Origin of the sequence: Rhizobium sp. BK538, from assembly GCF_014197575.1 — a bacterium.
GTDB lineage: Bacteria > Pseudomonadota > Alphaproteobacteria > Rhizobiales > Rhizobiaceae > Rhizobium.
Genome location: NZ_JACIFT010000018.1, coordinates 81267 through 100637 on the forward strand (window position 1 = coordinate 81267; position 19371 = coordinate 100637).

15 protein-coding genes and 3 pseudogenes are annotated in these 19371 nt (G+C 59.6%); 9 read left to right on the plus strand and 9 right to left on the minus strand.

Translation table 11 applies throughout. From position 1 onward, the window contains the following. Nucleotides 1–40: 40 nt before the first annotated feature. Nucleotides 41–204: pseudogene (locus tag FHX09_RS30020) on the minus strand (epoxide hydrolase); the annotation flags it as partial. A gap of 16 nt (nt 205–220) precedes the next feature. After that, the gene (locus tag FHX09_RS21595) at nt 221–469 is read right to left on the minus strand and encodes a DUF1127 domain-containing protein (RefSeq protein WP_183721550.1); all 249 of its coding nucleotides are present in this window, start codon (nt 467–469) and stop codon (nt 221–223) included. Between the two features lie 172 nt (nt 470–641). Between FHX09_RS21595 and FHX09_RS21600 the strand changes: the two genes are divergently transcribed. Then, on the plus strand, nt 642–1985 hold the full coding sequence (locus FHX09_RS21600; RefSeq protein WP_132589505.1) for a PLP-dependent aminotransferase family protein: 1344 nt from the start codon (nt 642–644) through the stop codon (nt 1983–1985). A 96-nt stretch (nt 1986–2081) separates the two neighbouring features. On the opposite strand, the gene FHX09_RS21605 is transcribed toward FHX09_RS21600, so the two are convergent. The 3 genes and pseudogenes from FHX09_RS21605 to FHX09_RS21615 all read right to left on the minus strand — a co-directional run bounded on the left by FHX09_RS21605 (nt 2082) and on the right by FHX09_RS21615 (nt 5838). Continuing rightward, the gene (locus FHX09_RS21605) at nt 2082–3563 is read right to left on the minus strand and encodes a mechanosensitive ion channel family protein (RefSeq protein ID WP_132589507.1); all 1482 of its coding nucleotides are present in this window, start codon (nt 3561–3563) and stop codon (nt 2082–2084) included. Between the two features lie 1045 nt (nt 3564–4608). Continuing rightward, nucleotides 4609–5030: pseudogene (locus FHX09_RS21610) on the minus strand (hypothetical protein). A 121-nt stretch (nt 5031–5151) separates the two neighbouring features. After that, entirely contained in the window at nt 5152–5838 is a 687-nt protein-coding gene (locus FHX09_RS21615; RefSeq protein ID WP_132589767.1) for a TetR/AcrR family transcriptional regulator, read from the minus strand. A gap of 483 nt (nt 5839–6321) precedes the next feature. Between FHX09_RS21615 and FHX09_RS21620 the strand changes: the two genes are divergently transcribed. The 3 genes from FHX09_RS21620 to FHX09_RS21630 all read left to right on the plus strand — a co-directional run bounded on the left by FHX09_RS21620 (nt 6322) and on the right by FHX09_RS21630 (nt 8979). Continuing rightward, nucleotides 6322–6522 carry a hypothetical protein gene (locus FHX09_RS21620; protein ID WP_184450606.1) on the plus strand — a complete coding sequence of 67 codons (201 nt, stop codon included), beginning with the start codon at nt 6322–6324 and terminating at the stop codon, nt 6520–6522. Nucleotides 6523–6554: 32 nt separating this feature from the next. After that, on the plus strand, nt 6555–8546 hold the full coding sequence (locus FHX09_RS21625; protein WP_132589511.1) for an ABC transporter ATP-binding protein/permease: 1992 nt from the start codon (nt 6555–6557) through the stop codon (nt 8544–8546). 247 nt (nt 8547–8793) lie between these two features. Then, entirely contained in the window at nt 8794–8979 is a 186-nt protein-coding gene (locus FHX09_RS21630; RefSeq protein ID WP_007801332.1) for a DUF3008 family protein, read from the plus strand. A 1375-nt stretch (nt 8980–10354) separates the two neighbouring features. Here the strand turns inward: FHX09_RS21630 and FHX09_RS30525 are convergent. From FHX09_RS30525 to FHX09_RS21650, 4 genes and pseudogenes are all read right to left on the minus strand, one after another. Beyond that, on the minus strand, nt 10355–10699 hold the full coding sequence (locus FHX09_RS30525) for an endonuclease/exonuclease/phosphatase family protein (protein WP_348649188.1): 345 nt from the start codon (nt 10697–10699) through the stop codon (nt 10355–10357). Nucleotides 10700–11293: 594 nt separating this feature from the next. Next, a pseudogene (locus tag FHX09_RS30025) lies at nt 11294–11427 on the minus strand (AAA family ATPase); the annotation flags it as partial. Between the two features lie 49 nt (nt 11428–11476). Next, complete coding sequence (locus FHX09_RS21645; RefSeq protein ID WP_165933077.1) at nt 11477–12391, minus strand: proline iminopeptidase-family hydrolase; 915 nt, start codon at nt 12389–12391, stop codon at nt 11477–11479. Nucleotides 12392–12444: 53 nt separating this feature from the next. Then, nucleotides 12445–13227 carry a LuxR family transcriptional regulator gene (locus FHX09_RS21650; RefSeq protein WP_007801721.1) on the minus strand — a complete coding sequence of 261 codons (783 nt, stop codon included), beginning with the start codon at nt 13225–13227 and terminating at the stop codon, nt 12445–12447. Nucleotides 13228–13349: 122 nt separating this feature from the next. On the opposite strand from FHX09_RS21650, the gene FHX09_RS21655 reads away from it, so the two are divergent. Genes FHX09_RS21655 through FHX09_RS21675 form a run of 5 tightly spaced genes read left to right on the plus strand, consistent with a single transcriptional unit; the run spans nt 13350 to nt 19309 of the window. Further along, a complete protein-coding gene (locus tag FHX09_RS21655) occupies nt 13350–14240 on the plus strand; it encodes a proline iminopeptidase-family hydrolase (RefSeq protein ID WP_132589515.1) in 891 nt (296 codons plus the stop codon). A 51-nt stretch (nt 14241–14291) separates the two neighbouring features. Beyond that, nucleotides 14292–15230, plus strand: coding sequence for an ABC transporter permease (locus FHX09_RS21660; protein WP_184450616.1), 939 nt, complete (start codon nt 14292–14294; stop codon nt 15228–15230). Further along, the gene (locus FHX09_RS21665) at nt 15227–16078 is read left to right on the plus strand and encodes an ABC transporter permease (protein WP_132589519.1); all 852 of its coding nucleotides are present in this window, start codon (nt 15227–15229) and stop codon (nt 16076–16078) included. Before FHX09_RS21660 ends, FHX09_RS21665 begins: the two co-directional genes overlap by 4 nt. Beyond that, nucleotides 16075–17778 (plus strand): ABC transporter ATP-binding protein, encoded by a 1704-nt coding sequence (locus tag FHX09_RS21670; RefSeq protein ID WP_132589521.1) that lies wholly within the window; start codon nt 16075–16077, stop codon nt 17776–17778. Before FHX09_RS21665 ends, FHX09_RS21670 begins: the two co-directional genes overlap by 4 nt. Nucleotides 17779–17794: 16 nt before the next feature. After that, on the plus strand, nt 17795–19309 hold the full coding sequence (locus FHX09_RS21675; protein WP_183721531.1) for an ABC transporter substrate-binding protein: 1515 nt from the start codon (nt 17795–17797) through the stop codon (nt 19307–19309). Nucleotides 19310–19371: the final 62 nt, after the last annotated feature.

Genomic DNA, 19371 nt, shown 5'->3' on the forward strand with positions numbered 1-19371 from the left:
AGAGGACGCGTGAGAAATCCTGGGGGCGGCGCTGATACGCTTACCGAAGCGTATGGAACGTCGCGCGAAGTTCCTCGGTCAGTGGCTGTTCCCAGGCTGCGAAATGCCTCCCTTTGGAAGGCGGTTGTAGTGGACGAGGTTCGGATAGGCCTTGCGAGTCCAGCTTTCCGGCGCGGTGTAGATCTCGTCGGGAAAGGCGCTGACGCCCACCTACTTTCAGCTATGATTCGGACACCGCCTGTGTTTCTCTCGGGCGAGTGATGAGGCCATAGGCTGCCTTCTCGATCTCGGATCGCGCAAGGCCGATGTCTTTGAGTGCGTCGCCATCAAGATCGCGAAGCCGGGCGACAGCAGACCGACGAACTGCGCAGCGTACGATCGCGGCCCATGCGGCTTTGACGATGCGCAGGGGCGACCAAAGGCGCCTTGTCACCTCCGGTCGACTTGTGATCCAGATACTTTCAGTCATCTCTCGTCTCCAATGCTCCTACGCACCGGCGCTGCGGCGTCCGGAGGCTTGTTTTGAGTTCGGCGCGCCTCAGATCGCAGGGCGTGGCCGCTTCAGGTACAATGCATTTGATGTCGGCAGAATGTTCCGATATTCTTCTCAGTGCAATCAAAACATTGAACTCGGAGCAATAATGTCGAAGTCCGAATATCTGAAGCTGGCAGATGTCGTCGCCGCCGAGATAGCGAGCGGCAAGCTAAGGCCCGGCGATCGTCTTCCGCCGCAGCGGAGCTTCGCCTACGAGCGCGGCATCGCCGTCTCGACGGCGAGCCGCGTCTATGCCGAGCTGCTGCGCCGTGGCCTCGTTGTCGGGGAAGTCGGACGAGGGACCTTCGTCTCCGGGGAAGCAAGGCGCGGCATCGCAGCTCCAGGTGAACCGCGTGGCATCCGGATTGACCTCGAGTTCAACTACCCGACACTTCCCGAGCAGACGGCGCTGATCGCGAAGAGCCTCAGAGGGCTGGACCAGCCAGCCGCGCTCGATGTCGCGCTTAGACAGGGGACCAGCATCGGCTCGCCCGTCATGAGGAGCGTTGCAGCCGCGCATCTCTCCAAAGGCACGTGGTCCGTCGACGCCGACCAACTGGTATTCACCGGCAACGGGCGGCAGAGCATTGCCGCTGCTCTCGCAGCCGTTGTCCCGACCGGCGGTCGCTGCGGAGTGGAAGCTTTGACGTATCCCTTCATCAAGGGCATCGCGCAGCGGCTCGGAATATCGCTCGTACCTCTGGCGATGGACGGAGAAGGGATGCGGCCCGACGCCGTGCAAAAGGCCCACCATGAAGCCCATCTGTCGGCCATCTATGTCCAGCCATCGATCCACAATCCGTTGGGTATGACGATGAGGTCGGCACGCCGTATCGATTTCCTGCGGGTGGTCGACGAACTCGGCCTTCCTGTTATCGAGGACAATGTCTACGCCTTTCTCGACGACGAGCTGCCGCTGGCAGCCCTCGCTCCCGACACCTGTATCGTCATCGACAGCCTGTCGAAGATGGTCGCACCGGGACTGACCCTCGGCTTTATCGTGCCACCGCATCGCATGCGGGAAAGCGTCATGGCGTCGGTGCGTTCGGGGGGATGGACTGCGTCTGGATACGCCTTCGCGGCCGCGGAGCGATTGATGGGCGACGGCACCGCGGCCAAGCTCGCCAAATTGAAGCGGACCGACGCACACGCGCGCCAGAAGCTGGCAGCCGAATGTCTGTCAGGCTTCGACATTCAGTCTCAGGAGGGCTGCTATCACCTGTGGCTGACGCTGCCGACCCACTGGCGCTCGCAAAGTTTCGTTGCCGCGGCAGCCAGGCGTGATATCGCACTGACGCCTTCGACGACATTCGCGGTCACGCCTGGCCACGCTCCGAACGCCGTCAGGCTCGCACTGGCGGCACCGGCGATGGACCAGCTCGAAGTTGGCCTGCGCACATTGGCCAGGATGCTTGATGCCGGGGAGGTCGATTTCGACTCGACGGAATGAGGGGTCCGCATGCAGCCCGTGCCGCTCACAAAGGCCGGACAGAGGGGTAGTTTGGGGATCACCTGACCACGATCGGAAGCCAACGATGCTGGTCGGTTACGATAGTTGGAAAATCTGGCGGATGCGATCACCAAATGTCATTGCTTCTGCGCCGCGAGGAAAAGTGTCAGCCGATTGGAGGCGTTCTGCCTCAAGTCGGCGTGACAGGACGAGGCCCAGTTCCTCGGCGAGGGCCGGGCGGTCACGCATAAGGGCGGCAAGCGGATCCTGCTTGATCTCGTAGGCGATCACAAATGTCAGGGCGCGTATGGTCCCAGGTGCCGGCGCACCCGTCAGCATTCCCTCTTCCCCGAAGCAATGTCCTGGTGAAAGGCGGAGAAGCTCTGTTTCACGATCGCCCTCCTTCCTTGTGATCGAGACGACGCCGTTCCGTATCAGCATCAGAGAGGCCAGCCTCGTTCCTTGTTCTGCGATGATCTCGTCTTTGCGATAGGTCTGGCGCGTCATGCTCGCCGCAAGCGTCTCCTTCTCATCTTCAGTCAAGGGCGCGAAGAGGGGTATAGCGTTCAGAAGCCGCCACGCGGTGCTTGGATGCTGCCGATATGCGGGATCCTGGTCTGGAGCCACGCCGACCGACGCCGGCACAGCGAGCGGTAACCCGGCAGCCTTGCAATGCCGGAACACCAGGTCATAGATCTCGTTTGTCGCAATCGGAATGTGTGCCCTATTTCGGACTCGGCAGGTTAGCTCTACTTCAACAGCCTCACCATCGAGAGCCTTTATCGTTGCCGAGGGTGTGGGGGCATCGAGAATGTTATTCGAAGCAAAAAGAACCGTCCTCATGACCTCCGCGACTGTGGCGGGCGGTGCAGGTGTTAGCCTCACCTTGATCGCTATCCCATGGCTCTCGTCAGGACTGCTGAGATTCGTGACGTTGGCTTTCGCCAAGCGACTGTTGGGGACGGCAATCAGGTCGTTTGTGCCACTGAGAAGATGGGTGGCACGCCAATTTGTTTCGATCACCCGGCCCTCGACGCCATCGTCAAGCACGATCCAGTCGCCGACCGAGTAGGGACGCCCGAGATTCAATGCGATGCCCGAAAAGACGTCACTCAAGGTGCTTTGCAATGCAAGACCAACGATGATCGCGAACACCCCCGAAGTCGCGATCAGCGTGCCCACAGGAATGCTGAAGACATAGGCAATAAGCGAGAGGCCGGTTCCGAGGTAGATGAGGCCGACAACCAGGTCCTGGAGCAGACGTGCTTCCCGTGGTTTTCGCTCGAATATCAGAAACAGGCGAACCGAGCTGATCAACACCATGGCGCCGCCTATCCACCAGACGGCTTTGGCGAAGCCGATGAAGATCCGCCGGGACACATCGTCGGTCTGTGTATCAGGCGCGTAGGGCCGGATGCCCTCGTGGAGTAGGAGAGCGGTCAACGCAATCAGGAAGACGATGTGAGCGATGAGCCGCCAAATCGGGTGTCGGTGAAACACAAACCGGCTGAACACCAAGCCGGCGACGGCCAGCCCGAAGAGTTGAGCGATAGGGTCGCTCCAAAGCGGTAGGTTCATGGTCCTGTCCAAATTCGCAGGTGAGCTCAACTGGCTCTGCAACAGAAGCTGAGAGCCTCTCTGCTGGGGTCACATAAAGCAAGGTCTTTCTCCACGTTCAGCTGCGCTGCGATAGCACTGAGCTGGGTGTGCCCGAGCCGTCGAAGCAACCACCCGGCGAACTTCGATCACCGATGTGGGTACGAGCCAAGGAATTGGGCCGACCGTGAGCAACCAACTGGCAATAGCCACTGACGTCTTGACCTACTTCTGCAACCTTCGATCCGCTTGCGTGGCCGACCTGTCCGTACCGCCCAAGAGGAGGCGACCTGAAGCAACACTTCTGATCGCCTGGATTGCTTTGTGCGCTTGGATCGCCTCGTTCAGGCTCTCGGTGGGTCGCCGATACTTTCTGTCTCGAAAAGACATCCGGCGGAGAAGCTGGCCTCCCTACATCACCAATCTGGCCAGGAGGTTTACAAAGGCGCCGCGAAGGGCTTGGGACCAGGTGGAATCGAACATCGTCGATGTCGCTGCGACAAGGATCGCGAGGCTGAGCGAAAACAGAGCAACAGAAAGGAGAGCTGATGGTTCGATCTGATCAGCGGTCGAAAGGGCGCTCGCTTGATCATCGCATGCCCGCAATGTCCCCGGCGTGGTGCGAGGCGCGGGGATGTTCGAGTTGGCAGGCGCTAGAAGCCGCAGTTTGAGAGCGGCGCGCTTCTTCGACTGCACGTTTTGCCTCGAGGAGAGTTCGGAGACTTTCATAGTCGTTTAGCCTGAAGAATTTATGATGGATCTACCTATGTCCTGGGCCGGGCATCAGCAATCTATCTCTTGGTATCAGTCTCGAAACAACCTGTTCGCGCATCGCCAGATCCCGACATTATGTGTTGCAGCTCAAAGGGGCGGTCGTCCGTCTGGTCGCGCAGCAGTTGGTCTTAGGGGCGACCTTGGCTGGCCGAACGCGACACGCACTTCAAGCCGCCGACCGGCAGAGGAGGCGAGTTTTGGCTGGTTTGCGTGCCGAAAGGCCCCTGGTGGCCCCCGAGTTCCCCAAATCCTATCATCGGGTCGACAGGTGCCCTGCCGCCAGTTCCGCCCGGCAAGCCTCGCCAAAATCGAGGAGAAAGTTCAGCGTGCCGGAACGCGCGAGGTCCCGGATTTCAGAGAGTGAGCGATTGGGCGTCAGATCGGTTTCAACGATTCTGGCCATCGCCAGCCCGGCTGCATCGACTACCGGCCGGGAGGAGATCAGACGCATCTGGGCGACCAATGCATAGAGTGGCACGAGGTCACAGACGTCGTCCTTCTGGTGGTTTATCGCGTCATCGTAACGTGGGTGGCTTCGGCGATGAAATCCGAAAAGAGCTTTTCGCGCTTACCAATCTCGACCTCGTGATGTTTTTCCTTCACCTGGGATCGCTGCGTCGTCCACGTGGTGGCAAACGAGGTCAGGCTGCCAATCGCGATGCCGGGAAGACCCATCAGAGCTCAGATGTATGCGTCCACGTGAATTCTCCTCTCGGAATGAGAGCAGTGGGTACCCGGAAGATAACAAGGCTTTCACCGACAAGCTCCGAACCAAGCGTGCTTGCCATCGGTACTCCTACCCCGCTAGCGGAGGACCGACCCAAGCGCCATCTGGTACGGTCGGGATGCTGTTCACCAGTCCGTCGAGCATTCCTTGCAGGACGTTCTCGGTCAGCTCCTCCATCTTGTCGCCAGGGCCGACGAGGCGATCGACCAGCAGCAACGTGAGACCGTGCATCTGGGACCAGAAGACGAGAATCGCCCCATCCATCGTGCGGGTATTGGCCTCGGTATCTGCGATTGGGCGCCCGAGAGCGCCGTCGGAAATCGCATCGACTACAAGGGTCTTCATGTTGTAAGCCGCGGTTCTTTCGATCGCGGGACGCCCATCGTCCTGACCGGCAAGGTAGCCGCCGAACATCAATCTGTAGAGCGCCGGATTGTTAACGCCGCCGCAGACATATGCGCGCGCCATAGCTGCCAGCCTCTTGCGCGGACTGTCGAGTTCCTTGGTCGCTTCTGCCATCCGCTTCGCCAGCAGCTCGAACCCCACCGCCGAGACGGCTGCTAGCAATTCGCGCTTGTCGGCAAAGTGCTTGTATGGGGCGTTGTGACTGACGCCCGCCCGACGGGCGAGCTCGCGGAGCGAAAACTCTGTGCTTTGAGACTCGCTCAGCACGTCGAGAGCGGCCGCTACGATCGCCCTGTGAAGGTCGCCGTGGTGGTAGGGCCGCTGGTCATCGGTGGAAATGTCTTGGGTCATGCCGTCCATGTAGAGTGTCAAGTTGCTTATGTCAACATTCTAGTCCCGGAAGATCTTGACATTGTCCGCTCCAGTCGCCAAGTGGGCACCATCAACATCGGGCGATGGCCTGATTTACGCAGCAGATTGAAGCTGGCCGATCAGCAACGCGGCTCACTTCCCAAACCGTACCGGAGCAAAAATGCAGTCCTTTCGATTGCTGGGAATTGGTCTCGCCTGCGCAGTTCTGGCTGCCTGCGATGGACGTCACCACGGATTCGGCGAAAATAGCAGGTGAATAAATCCGACGGCATTTTAGCTATAGCCACCCCAAATTTTATGGTCACACCAACCCGATCGCGGCCTGAAAGGCCAAGGCCTATGCGCTGGTTCAAGAAACCCATTCGCACCTTCGGCGTTGGCATCCCGAATGTTTGCTCCTAGCACATGAAACCGTGGAGACTCCCGATTCTATTGACATTGAGGTGAGAAAAACAAGTCTCTGTGAGCTCAGCCCCCCGCAACCAACCTTCTCTGCAAATTCTGCCCATTTCGGGTCTTTGCCTCAAGCTCTTCACCGCAACGCTCGAGGAGCTCTTTGCGTTTTGGCTCTGTGTCGATCTCGCCGCCTTCGAGCTTCTCCACGAAATCCGCATGCGTCGCCGCGATGAAACGGCGCTCCCGATGCGGGCAGCGACATCATGAAACCTTTTGTTTTTTAAGCCGTTGTGACGGTTATGATCGACGCTAAATTCAATCCGAGATCGATCGGCGGCGCCAAACCAGACCGTCCCGAGAAGGCATCAACTGTCGAAGTTGCACCGCCGCCAAATGTCGTGGAGCCCGATCCGGAGTTGACGGCTGAGGAGGCGGAGCAGGCGCGCAAGAGATATTTGTTGACGCGCTTCTGGATCAGCGCGCGCGGCTATTGGGGCCGCGGAGGCGACAACTTCGCGTGGCCGTGTTCACTCGGGCTATTGACGCTGATCGTCGTCAATGTCGGCTTCCAGTATGGAATCAATCTCTGGAATCGCGCAATCTTTGACGCCCTCGAGCAGCATAATGGCCGCACCGTATATCTCCTGAGCGTCGTATTCCTGCCACTCGTGCTCGGAACCATCATCCTCGTCACTGCACAGGTCGCCCTTCGCATGATGATTCAGCGCCGCTGGCGTTCCTGGCTCACGACCGCAGTGATCGCGCGCTGGCTCGCAAACGGCCGCTACTATCAGTTGAACCTCATCGGCGGCGACCACAAGAACCCCGAAGCGCGCATTTCGGAGGATTTGCGGATTGCCACCGAAGCACCCGTCGATTTCATCGCCGGCGTCATCTCCGCATTCCTGTCGGCTTCGACCTTCATCGTGGTGCTCTGGACGATCGGCGGAGCCATGCATCTGACAATCGCAGGCTCGACCGTTACAATTCCCGGCTTCCTCGTCATCACTGCAGTACTCTACGCCGCGATCACGTCCAGCTCGATGGCGGTCATCGGCCGCAATTTCGTCCACGTCTCCGAGGTCAAAAATCAGGCGGAAGCCGAATTTCGCTATACGCTGACGCATGTTCGGGAAAACGGCGAGAGTATTGCACTGCTTGGCGGTGAGGAGGAAGAGCGTAGCGACCTCGATAAGACCTTTACCAATGTGCTCAGGCAATGGGCGCTCCTTGCACGCCAGCACATGCGAACGACGCTTGTGTCGCAGGGATCGAGCCTGTTCGCGCCTGTCGTGCCCGTCTTGCTTTGCGCTCCAAAGTTTCTCGAAGGCAGCATGACGCTTGGACAAGTGATGCAGGCCGCCTCCGCCTTTGCCATCGTTCAGAGCGCATTCGGATGGCTCGTCGACAATTATCCTCGTCTCGCCGATTGGAATGCCTGTGCACGGCGCATTGCCTCGCTGATGATGTCGCTCGACGGGCTTGAGCGCGCGGAACAGAGCAACGACTTGGGACGCATCAAGCGCGGTGAAACGGAAGGCGATGTGATGCTCAGTCTAAGCGATCTCTCCGTGTCGCTTGACGACGGCACCGCCGTGGTCAAGGAAACCCAGGTCGAGATCGAACCAAGTGAGCGGGTGCTCGTGGCCGGTGAATCCGGTTCGGGCAAGAGCACCCTGGTGCGGGCCATCGCAGGTCTCTGGCCGTGGGGTGACGGCAGCGTCAATTTCCACGCCGACATGCAACTCTTCATGCTGCCGCAACGGCCTTACATCCCTGCCGGGACGCTCCGCCGTGCCGTCGCTTATCCCGGCGCCGCCGATAGTTGGACCTTGGACAAGATCAAGGCGGCCCTCGACAAGGTGGGGCTCGATTATCTGATCGACAAGATCGAGGAGGACGCGCCTTGGGACCAGACGCTGTCAGGTGGCGAAAAGCAGCGGCTCGCGTTTGCGCGTCTGCTGCTACACAATCCTGATATCATTGTGCTGGATGAAGCAACGTCAGCACTCGACGAGAAGAGCCAGGACAAGATGATGGAGATGGTGATCCACGAATTGCCGAAGGTCACCATCATAAGCGTAGCGCATCGAGCCGAGCTCGAAGCCTTCCATAGCCGCAAAATCACGTTGGAGCGGCGCGAGGGCGGCGCAAAGCTTGTCAGTGATGTTGATCTTGTCCAGCGCAAGAGAAAACGGAACTTGCTTTTGCGCCTCGTGAAGAACCCGCCGGTCCTGCCGGAAGCCAGCACGACCTCGATTGGAATGCGGCCTTCCAAGCGTAAAAACTGAAGTCCCCCTAAGCGTTTCATGGCCCGCATTCGCCTCTCGTAGTGCTCCCTGGAAAGGACGTTCTATGAATGCGAGTTTCGAGTTTGCGGTTGCACGCTGAACGTCGACGATCTTCGACAAGACCTCAATTCGCGCATCGAAATCGGTCCCATGCGCAATCTTCAACGTCATTCGACGCGGTGGCGTCAGAAGCAGGAACTTTGTCCCCGGCCGACAGTTAGTTTGCTTGAGACAAAGGAGAAGAAAAATGCCCGCAAAATCCAAAGCTCAGCAGAAAGCAGCTGGTGCCGCCCTTTCGGCAAAGCGTGGTCAAACACCAAAGAACAGGCTCAAAGGGGCATCCAAGGAAATGGTGGACTCCATGAGCGAGAAGCAACTCGAGGAGTTCGCGTCGACGAAACGGCGAGGAAAGCCAGACCGCGTTTCGCACTAATTCCAGGCAGCCGTGCCGCGCTGCTTTCGCCGATTAAGATTAATCACAGGGCTCGACTATTCTCGCGCCCGTAGCGGGAAGAGCTTCGTCTGTCTACATGGGAAGGAAGCAGGACAGGGCTACGCTCACATCACTCATCAAAGCGATCATCGGGGGCGTCTCCGGCGTCTAACGATCCATGCCCCAAGTCTTCTCGTTTCGCAACAAGTGCCACGTCCTTGTCCTTTTCGAGGGCTCTGCTGACGATCGTCCCGAATTGCAGTGCGGAACATTGCGCTTTTGCGTTGCCGGCCGCGGTTTTTCTCCAGTTTCAACGCCCCGGCCGATATTGGTGCTGACCAGATCCGTGCGGATCGTAGCGGTCCTTCGCCTGAGGAATTCGAAGCCATACTCGTCGGCGCTGACGGCCAAGTAAAGTTTCGGTCGATGCGACCGGTCAGCGTTCAGTATGTCATAGACTTGATCGACAGAGTACCCCTTAGGATCGAGTAGCCTCGCACACGCGGTGGGCTGATGCGCTATCCCGAACACGATCGGGGCTGGCAAGTACGAATTGACCGGCAGCGAAGACTCGTTGTCGCTTCCTGATAAATGGTGCAACGGGCGGAACCCAGCCAGCCAGGTTTGAAAGGCTGGTGGTCGTCCCTCACAATGATGGTGTCGCGGAACCAGGAGTGGCCTGATGCGGTTTTGAAAATCCTGCCTGTGAGGATGGAGCCTCGCTCTGGCTTCCTAAGGTTTTCCAACGCGAGCTTGATGTTCCCATTCAGAACGCTATTGCGGTTCAGGCAGACTGCGCTGCTGACCCGGAGCCCTGCTCGGGGGGATCACGCGCAGGGTACCGCTCGAAGGAGCCGGGCGCTCCAGCGCTTCGTCGCCTGATGCTGGCGGTACGATCACGCCATTGCAACGGGCCAAGTCTGCATCGCCGCCGCTCCGAGATGGTGAACCTTCCTGCAATTCCTGTTGCGACGGAGCCTGACATCGTTCTGAAACCGGCTTTCTCGTGCTTTGACCAACGGCGTCCGTCGAGATCAACAGAACCAGGATGGCAGCGATGTTGCGCATGAAGTGCATCAGCATCCTCCGCAGCACTGTATTCAATGGCCAACTGCCGACTCCGTGCAAAAGTTCCAGTCTGAGATGATGCGATGTGGGATCAAAGCGCTGGGAAGCATCAGGTGATTTCTGAAGATCTCGTGGCAAACGGCGATGGTAAGGAGCTGCAGCGTTGCCATTCGTAAGCCGGAATTAACGCTCAAAGCTTGTCGCGTCCCCAAGAGATGCGTCGTCCGAAACCTACCGTTCCACATCCAGCCTCACCAGAAGCGGCAAATGGTCGGACGTCGGCGTGCCGGCCGATCAGCCGTGATCGCTACGGAAGCGACCTGGCGGTCCTTTGATACGAAAACATGATCGACGCGCAGCAGCGGGTAGCGCGATGGATATGTCGGCCGCGGCTTCGTTTGGGCCAACAACTGGGCGTCGCAAAAATGCGTCGCCAAGCTTTTGTAGGCGGCGACGATGGAATGGCGTTCAAGTCTCCGCAGACGATCGCCGGTAGGGCCGGGAATCGGGCGTTTGCGATCCAGTCTTCGCCGAGGAGCTCTGTTACTTGCCGGTTGCGGGACCAAGGTGCGTGTTGATCACATTGAGAGGCACCGTGGACGTCAACCTGCACCCAGATCGCGGCCCGCGTGTCTCGCCGACCGCCCACCACCCTCGATCAGAATCCGGCGATATGTCTCTATCCTCGCACTAAGTGCGAACCGCGGTGATGACCAATTCAATGTCACCATGTCCTAGAGATAGAAGGCTACTTGGGGACATCATCGTGCTCCAGGCTTTTGGCAAGAGCTTTAAGATCTCCCAAGCGGCCGAGGCCGGACAAAGGGGGCCGATCACTCAGCACAAGGTGACCTGCAAGGTTCCACTAAACGCTATCAGGGCAAGAAAGACCCCGCAGTCGCGGATGCGGGGCTAAGGCGCGAGTTGGACTTTGAGGGTCTCATTTCCCCAAAGCCATAACCAAAACATTCCGCACCGGAATTTTGTTCCTGCTCTCTTTCAAAAAGAGCCCCGCAATTGCCAGCGGGGCGAGGAAGAGTCATGGAAAGGAACGGCAGGGATGTCATAACCTACCGTCTCTTTGCTCAACGCGGCCCGCTGAGTTTCGTTCCCATCAGATTAGTTGTTGTTGTCAGCGCATGTGTCTTCGGTATTTTCGGTACCGCTGTTGCCACCTTGGGCGTGCCGGCCTTCCTCGATGCATCTCGACAACTGCCAGTACCTCCGTGGTCGGTGGCTGACGGTGCCGCAAATCTCGCGTCAGGATCGAAGTCAGATAGGACCGTGCCCAATCTTGCCGTCGTCGTTCGCTGCTGCGGCTGATTGCTTCGGGGAATCCCCGGGCAGAACGAGTTGGACAAAGTCGTCTCCAATCCAAGCACTTCACAGGAGGGATTTCTGCAGGGGGCGGCAAACGTCCTCTCGCGCTTCAATCGAAGCGCGAGAGGAAGCTAGATACCTTTTCCAAGCAGAGCGCCTTTTCTTCGACATGCGGCATGTGACTCGAGTTTTCGAATAGCACCCACTGGCATCCCCTGATCTTGTCGACATAGGGCCTCACAACGAGCGGTGTGGCCTCGTCGTATTTGCCTGAAATCAGCAGGGTAGGGGCTTCTATGAGATGCAGACGGTCTTCGATCGTCCAGTCCTTCATCGTGCCGATGACGTGGAATTCGGTCGGCCCGTTCATGTTGCGGTAGACGGTATTGTCCTCGTCCATGATGGCGAAGGTGCGCGCGACTTCGGCAGGCCATGGCGAAACGCGGCAGACATGGCGGTCGTAGAAGACCCGCGATGCGGTGATGTATTCAGGATCGGTGATCGTAGCGGCCTTCTCATGCCTCAAAAGCGTGTCCTGCACATCCTGCGGCAGCTCCTCGCGCAGACGGTTTGCTTCCGCAACCCAGGTGTGCATGTTGGCTGGCGAATTGGCGATGACGAGCGCCTTCAGCCCCTTCGGCCGTCGCACGGCGTGCTCGGCGCCGAGCATGCCGCCCCAGGACTGGCCGAGGAAGGCGTAGCGCTCCTGAATGCCCAGGTGCTTCAGGAGCGCGTCCAATTCTTCGAGGAAAAGACCAGGGGTCCAGAAGTCCGGCCCTTTATCCGGCAGGCGGGTGGAATGGCCATTGCCGAGCTGGTCGTAGTGAATGACCGGCCGGCCGTCGATCTCGGTGATGCCCCTGAAGCTGTCGACGTAGTCGTGCGTGCAGCCGGGACCGCCATGGGCGACGACAAGCGGCAACTTGTAGCTGTCGAGCGACCCGGTGACGCGATACCAGGTTCGGTATTCGCGAAAGGGCAGGAAGGCGTCCTTCGACGCAAGTGCGTTCACGTGCTCCTCCATGTCGTGGCGATAGATGGAAAAGCATAACGCGGCTAAAAGAGGCGCGGCAGCTATCACAAGTTATAGGATGGGCGGTCCTCGAGCAGCCGGTAATGAGTGGCGCGCACGACCGCCTGGGTGCGGTTCTTAGCGCCGAGCTTCTTGGCCGCAGCGTTGAGGTGCATGACGACGGTGGGAACGGAGCGGTCGATGACGCGGGAGATTTCCTTGGCCGAAAGGCCCTCGGCGGAATAGCGCAGGCATTCGCGCTCGCGCTCCGTCAGCCTTGCCTTGCCGGTGCTGAACGTCTTCGTATCGAAGAGCGAATAGGCGGCCTCATGGAAAACATGTGCGAGGAGGTTGAAGTCGGCGATGTAGCGCAGCGCGTGCCTTTCGAATTCCCGGTCGCCGCCGAAGCGCACACCGGTGACGGTTGCATAGTCGCCGCGCGGCATATGGACCGGCACGGTAACGCCGGTCGACATGTCCCTTTCGCTTAGATAACGCGCGACCGGAGCTGTGTCCTCGGTCATGAAACGGCGGATCAGCGTGTCTGCCTCCGCATCGTAGTTCCAGAAGAAGGGGGTGGAGGTGCGCAGCGCCACCTGCTGGACCGGATCGATGCGGAAATAACCGTGATTGAACCAGTAGTCATGCATGTCGTCGGAAATGTTGCGGAGTTTCAGCAGCGATGGAATCATGATTTCGCCGTCGAGATCGTAGGGCACCGGCGTATAATCGTAGATCAGCGCCTCGAAACCGATAGCCTTCATCGCTTCGAAGACCTGGTCGATCCGGCCGTCCAGCGTTTGATGATCCGTGAACTGTCGTCTGATCGTGCCGATTTCGTCAATCATCGCTGGCTCCACAGGCCTCGAGCCGATCCTATCACTTCTTATAGCTGGCGCCCGACATCGTTTGAGGTAAAAATTAGCAGTGCCCAAATATTAAGCAAGCACTTTCTTCGTCGGAGTGGTCAATGTGGCGTGAGATCGAGCCCGATGCTCGACTTGAGATCGAAGTCGATGGCCACAAGGTGGTGGCCTACAGTTTCGGGGATGGAGCGGAGACGGTTTTCTGCCTCAATGGCGGGCCGGGACTGCCCTGCGACTATCTGCGCGAGGCGCATTCCTGTCTGATCGATCAACGCTACCGCGTCGTTGCCTTTGATCAACTCGGGACCGGCGCGTCGGACCGTCCGACCGATTCATCGCTCTGGACGATCGGCCGCTATGTCGAGGAGACCGAGACCGTGCGCAAGGCGCTTGGGCTCGGCAAAGTGCACATGCTCGGTCACTCCTGGGGTGGGTGGCTGGCGATCGATTATTCACTCACCTATCCTGGCAACCTGCAGACGCTGATCCTTGAGGATACCGCTGGGGACATGCCGCATCTGATCCTGGAACTAGAGCGGTTGCGTGCCGCGCTCGGGCCGGAAACGGTGGCGATGATGCAGAAGCACGAAGCCCGGGGCACGTACGACCACCCCGAATATCTCGCCGCCGTCACCATTCTCAATTATCGCCACGTGTGCCGCCTCACGGAATGGCCCGCACCTGTTCGCCGATCGCTCGGCGACTGGAACATGGGCCCCTACGGCACCATGCAGGGCCCGAACGAATTCCTCTATACCGGCAACCTGAAGGACTGGAACCGCGTTCCGGATCTGCCCTCCATGACGGTCCCGACATTGATCACCTGCGGTGAGCACGACGAATTGACGCCTGCCTGCGCGCTGAAGATGAAACTCGCCATCCCGAACGCCGAACTGAAGGTGTTCGCCAACGCAAGCCACATGCCCTTCTACGAAAACCCGGCGGATTACTATCCGGCACTTCTCGATTTCCTGGCACGCAACAGGTCGAACTGATGCATAAGCTTGCAGACGACAGCATCAGACGACGGAGGCACCGGCATCGCCATGCATCGCTATAGGTTCGTTTTCCGAAGGCCTCTTCAGTTCCTGCCGGTCATCGCCGGCATCAGCATCATCACCTTCGTGCTGGTGAGGCTGATTCCCGGCGATCCGGCGCGCGTGCTGCTCGGCACACGCGCCACGCCGACGGCGATCGCCAATATCCGCGCCCAATATGGCCTCGATGAGCCGATCTGGCTGCAGTATCTCTATTTCCTGAAAAACCTCGCCAACGGCGAGATGGGAAAGTCGATCCTCTACAAGATCGACGTGCTCAAATTGATCGCGACGCGTATCGAGCCGACGATCGCACTCGTCATTTCGAGCGTCGTGCTGTCCGTCGTGATCGCCGTGCCGCTCGCGGCAATCGCGGCGCGCAACGCGGGGCGGGCGCCGGATCATGCCGTACGCATCATTTCGACGTTCGGCATCGGATTCCCGCCCTTCTGGCTTGGCCTGATGCTGATCATCCTGTTCAGCGTCAAGCTCGACCTGCTGCCGGTGTCCGGTTACGGATCGACGATCGCCGATAAGCTCTCTCATCTCATTCTTCCGAGCCTCACCATCGCGCTGTCGCTGTCGACCGTTCTGACACGCAGCCTCAGGACGGCAATGATCGAGGCTCTGAAATCGGATGTGGCGACGGCAGCGCGCGCTCGCGGCATGCCTGAGCGCATCGTCTTCTGGCGTCACGTGGTGCCGAACTCGCTGGTGCCGACCATCAACCTGCTCGCCGTCAACACCGGCTGGCTGATCGGCGGAACCGTCGTCATCGAGAGCGTCTTTGCGCTACCGGGCATGGGGCAGTTGCTGGTGCGCGCCATCTTCTCGCGCGACTACATGGTCGTGCAGGGCGTCGCCATGGTCTTTGCCTGTGCAACGGTGCTCGTCAATTTCCTCGCCGACATTGCCACAGTCGCGGCCGATCCGCGGGTGAAGCTATGAGTACGATGGCCGTCTCACCCTGTGCTGCGGGCTGGCGAACGTTCCTGGGCAGGCGCACCATGCTCACCGTCGGTGCATCGATCTTGCTGTTCTTCATTCTCATGGCAATTGCGGCGCCGCTGATTGCGCCGTACGATCCGATCCTTCAAGACAGCAATGCGCGCCTGCAATTGCCGTCCCTCCTGCATCCACTCGGTACCGACAACTTCGGTCGCGATATCCTCGCACGCATCATCTGGGGTGCGCGGATCGACCTGCAGATCGCGGTGATCGGTGTCGCCTTTCCGTTCCTGATCGGCACGGTCGTCGGCACGGTCGCCGGCTTCTTCGGCGGCATCGTCGATGCGATCTTCATGCGGATCGTCGACATCATCATGGCCTTTCCCTTTCTGGTGCTCATGCTGTCGATCATCACCATCCTCGGGCCGGGCCTCGGCAGCTTCTATATCGCCATGGCTCTCGTCGGTTGGGTCTCATACGCACGGTTGATCCGAGCGCAGATCCTTGTTCTGAAAAACAGCGATTACGCCGTGGCAGCGGTCAGCCTCGGCTTTGGCCGCATGCGGATCATGTTCCGCCATCTGCTGCCGAACGCCATTGCCGGATCGATCGTGTTTTCGATGTCCGATGCCGTGCTCGTCCTGCTCAGCGGCGCCGCTGTCAGCTATCTTGGGCTCGGCGTCCAGCCACCGGTTGCCGAATGGGGCGTCATGGTCGCGGAAGGCCAGGGCTTCATCACCACAGCCTGGTGGATCACGTTGTTTCCCGGCCTTTCCATCGTCTTCCTTGCCTTCGGTTTCAGCATTGTCGGTGATGCGTTCGGCGAACTGCTCGGAGTGCATGAATGAGCGCCTCCGTCCTTTCGGTTCGCGGTCTCACGGTCAAGGCGCATCTCGACCATGAAACGCGCACGCTGCTCGATGCCGTATCGCTCGATCTGGCAAAGGGTGAGATACTCGGGCTGGTCGGCGAAAGCGGTTCCGGCAAGAGCCTGTTCTGCTGCTCGCTAATCCGTTTGCTTCCATCCTCGCGGTTGAGGATCGAAGACGGCTCAATCCTTCTCCAAGGGCGCGACCTGACTACCGTCAGCGACACCGAGATGCTCGACATCCGCGGCAGCGAGATCGGCATGATCTTCCAGAACCCGACGAGCCATCTCGATCCGGTGATGAGGATCGGCGATCAGATTGCCGAGGGCATCCGCTATCATCAGGGCCTCGACGGGAGGGCAGCCCGCGCGGCCGCGATCGAGATCTTGTCGCAGGTCGGTTTTCCAGACCCGCCTCGTCAGTATGACAGCTATCCGCACGAGCTCTCCGGCGGCATGCGCCAGCGCGCCATGATCGGCGTGGCGCTGTCGTGCAATCCGAAAATCCTGATCGCCGACGAGCCGACGACCGCGCTCGACGTGACCATCCAGGCGCAGATCCTGCAGTTGCTGATCGAACTTCGCGACACGCGCGGCCTGTCGATCATCCTCATCACCCACGATCTCGGCATCGTAGCGCAAACCTGCGACCGGATCGCGGTCATGCGCAACGGCAGGCTTCTGGAGCAGGGCCCGAAGCGGCAGATCCTGTCGCACCCGCAGGACCCCTACACCATCAAGCTCATTCACAGCCACCCGTCGATGCCGGATGGCGCTGCCGTAGCAAGAAGCGCCGGACTGCCTGCGACGGCGGCGGTGAAGCCGATACTGGAGATCGACGACCTGCATGTGCGCTTTCCGGTCGGCGGCAGCCTTTTCAAGGGAAGTGCGGCAAAGACCGTCAGTGCCGTCTCCGGCATCAGCCTGCGGATCATGCCGGGCGAGACGGTCGGTATTGTCGGGGAATCTGGCAGCGGCAAGAGCACGCTCTCACGCGCGATACTGGGTCTGACGCCGATCTCCTGCGGGCACATCAGTTTCGACGGTGCCGATCTTGCCCTGCAGAAAAGCGCGAGCTTGGCGAAGCTCAGGCGCGAGGCCGCCATGGTCTTCCAGGATCCGTTCAACGCCTTGAACCCACGCATGACCATCGGCCAGACCATCGGCGAGGTGCTGGCGGTGCGTGGCGAGGTCCCGAAGGCCGACATCCCCGCGCAGATCGGAGAATTGCTGGATCTCGTCGGGCTCGAGCGCGAGTTCGCCGAACGCAAGCCACGCTCGATGAGCGGCGGCCAGTGCCAGCGCGCCGGGATCGCCCGCGCACTTGCCGTCAATCCGAAGCTGATCATCGCCGACGAATGCGTGGCCGCGCTCGACGTCACGATTCAGGCGCAGATTATCGACCTGTTCCGCGAGCTGGCAGCAAGCATGAACCTGACGCTGCTGTTCATCGCGCATGACTTGGCCATCGTCCGCAATCTCTGTGCGCGCACGATCGTCATGTATCGCGGCGAGGTGGTCGAGGACGGTCCGTCGGAAGAGATCTTCGCGCGTCCGAAACACCCTTACACCGCTCGACTGGTGGCCGCGATCCCGGACATCAACCCGGACAGGCCGCTGCTTGGCGATATCCGAACTGCTCCTGCCAACATCCTATCCATCAAGCGCATTCCACAATAACGAAGGGAACGACATCATGAACAGGAAGTGGAAATCCATCGGGCTTAGCGCCTTTGCCGCTGCCCTCAGTCTCAGCGCCAGCTTCGCCGAAGCTGCCGGCGTGTTGAGCATCGGCCGTCGCGAGGACTCGACCACGTTCGACCCGATCAAGTCAGCCCAGAACGTCGACAACTGGGTCTTCTCCAACGTCTTCGACGTGCTCATCCGCGTCGACAAGACCGGCACCAAGCTGGAGCCGGGTCTGGCCGAGAGCTGGTCCGTCTCCGGCGACGGACTGACCTACACATTCAAGATCCGCGACGCGAAATTCTCCGACGGTTCGCCGATCACGGCCGAGGATGCTGCCTTCAGCCTTCTGCGTATCCGCGACAACAAGGCTTCGCTTTGGAGCGACAGCTACAAGATCGTAAAGACCGCAGAGGCGACCGATCCGAAGACGCTCACTGTCAAGCTGAAGACGCCGTCCGCGCCTTTTTTGTCGACGCTGGCGCTTCCAAACGTTTCGGTACTGTCGAAGAAGGCCGTCGAGGCTGGTGAGGACGCCTTTGCCGAATTGCCGACCGCGTCGTCGGGCGCATTCACCGTCAAGGAATGGCGGCGCGGCGACCGCGTCATTCTCGAAAAGAACCCGAACTTTTGGCAGGCGGACCGCGTAAAGCTCGACGGTGTCGAGTGGATCTCGGTGCCTGACGACAATACCCGTATGCTGAACGTGCAGGCCGGGCAGCTCGACACGGCGATTTTCGTGCCCTTCTCGCGGGTCGAGGAACTGAAGAAGGATGCCAATCTCAACGTACTGATCGACACCTCGACACGTGAGGACCATCTGCTGATCAACCACGAGCACGGCGCGCTCGCCAAGAAGGAGGTGCGTCAGGCACTCGACATGGCGATCGACAAGAAGGCGGTCGTCGATACCGTCACCTTCGGCATCGGAACCGTGGCCAACTCCTATATCCCGAAGGGGTCGCTTTATCACTACGACGACAACCATCAGTATCCCTACGATCCGGAAAAGGCCAAAGCGATGCTGGCCAAGGCCGGCGCGTCCGACCTGGCGTTGAACTATGTGGTGAATGCCGGCAACGAAGTCGACGAACAGATCGCCGTTCTTCTGCAGCAGCAGCTCTCCAAGGCCGGTGTCACCGTCAACCTGCAGAAGGTAGACCCGAGCCAGAGCTGGGACATGCTGGTTGCCGGCGATTACGACATTTCGGTCATGTACTGGACGAACGACATTCTCGACCCGGACCAGAAGACGACCTTCGTGCTCGGTCACGACACCAACATGAACTACATGACCCGCTACAAGAGCGACAAGGTGAAGGATCTGGTGGCCGCAGCCCGCCTGGAACTCGATCCGAAGAAGCGCGAGGCCATGTATGTCGAAATCCAGAAGACGGCCAAGGACGACGTCCACTGGATCGACCTCTATTACAGCCCCTACATCAACGTCTCGCGCAAGAACATCGAGAACTTCTACCAGAACCCCCTCGGCCGTTTCTTCCTCGAAGACACCGTGAAAAACTGATGAAGCAGCAGCCAGGCGCCTCGGCGTCTGGCTGGGCCATGACAGCGAGGGCAGGCAGATGT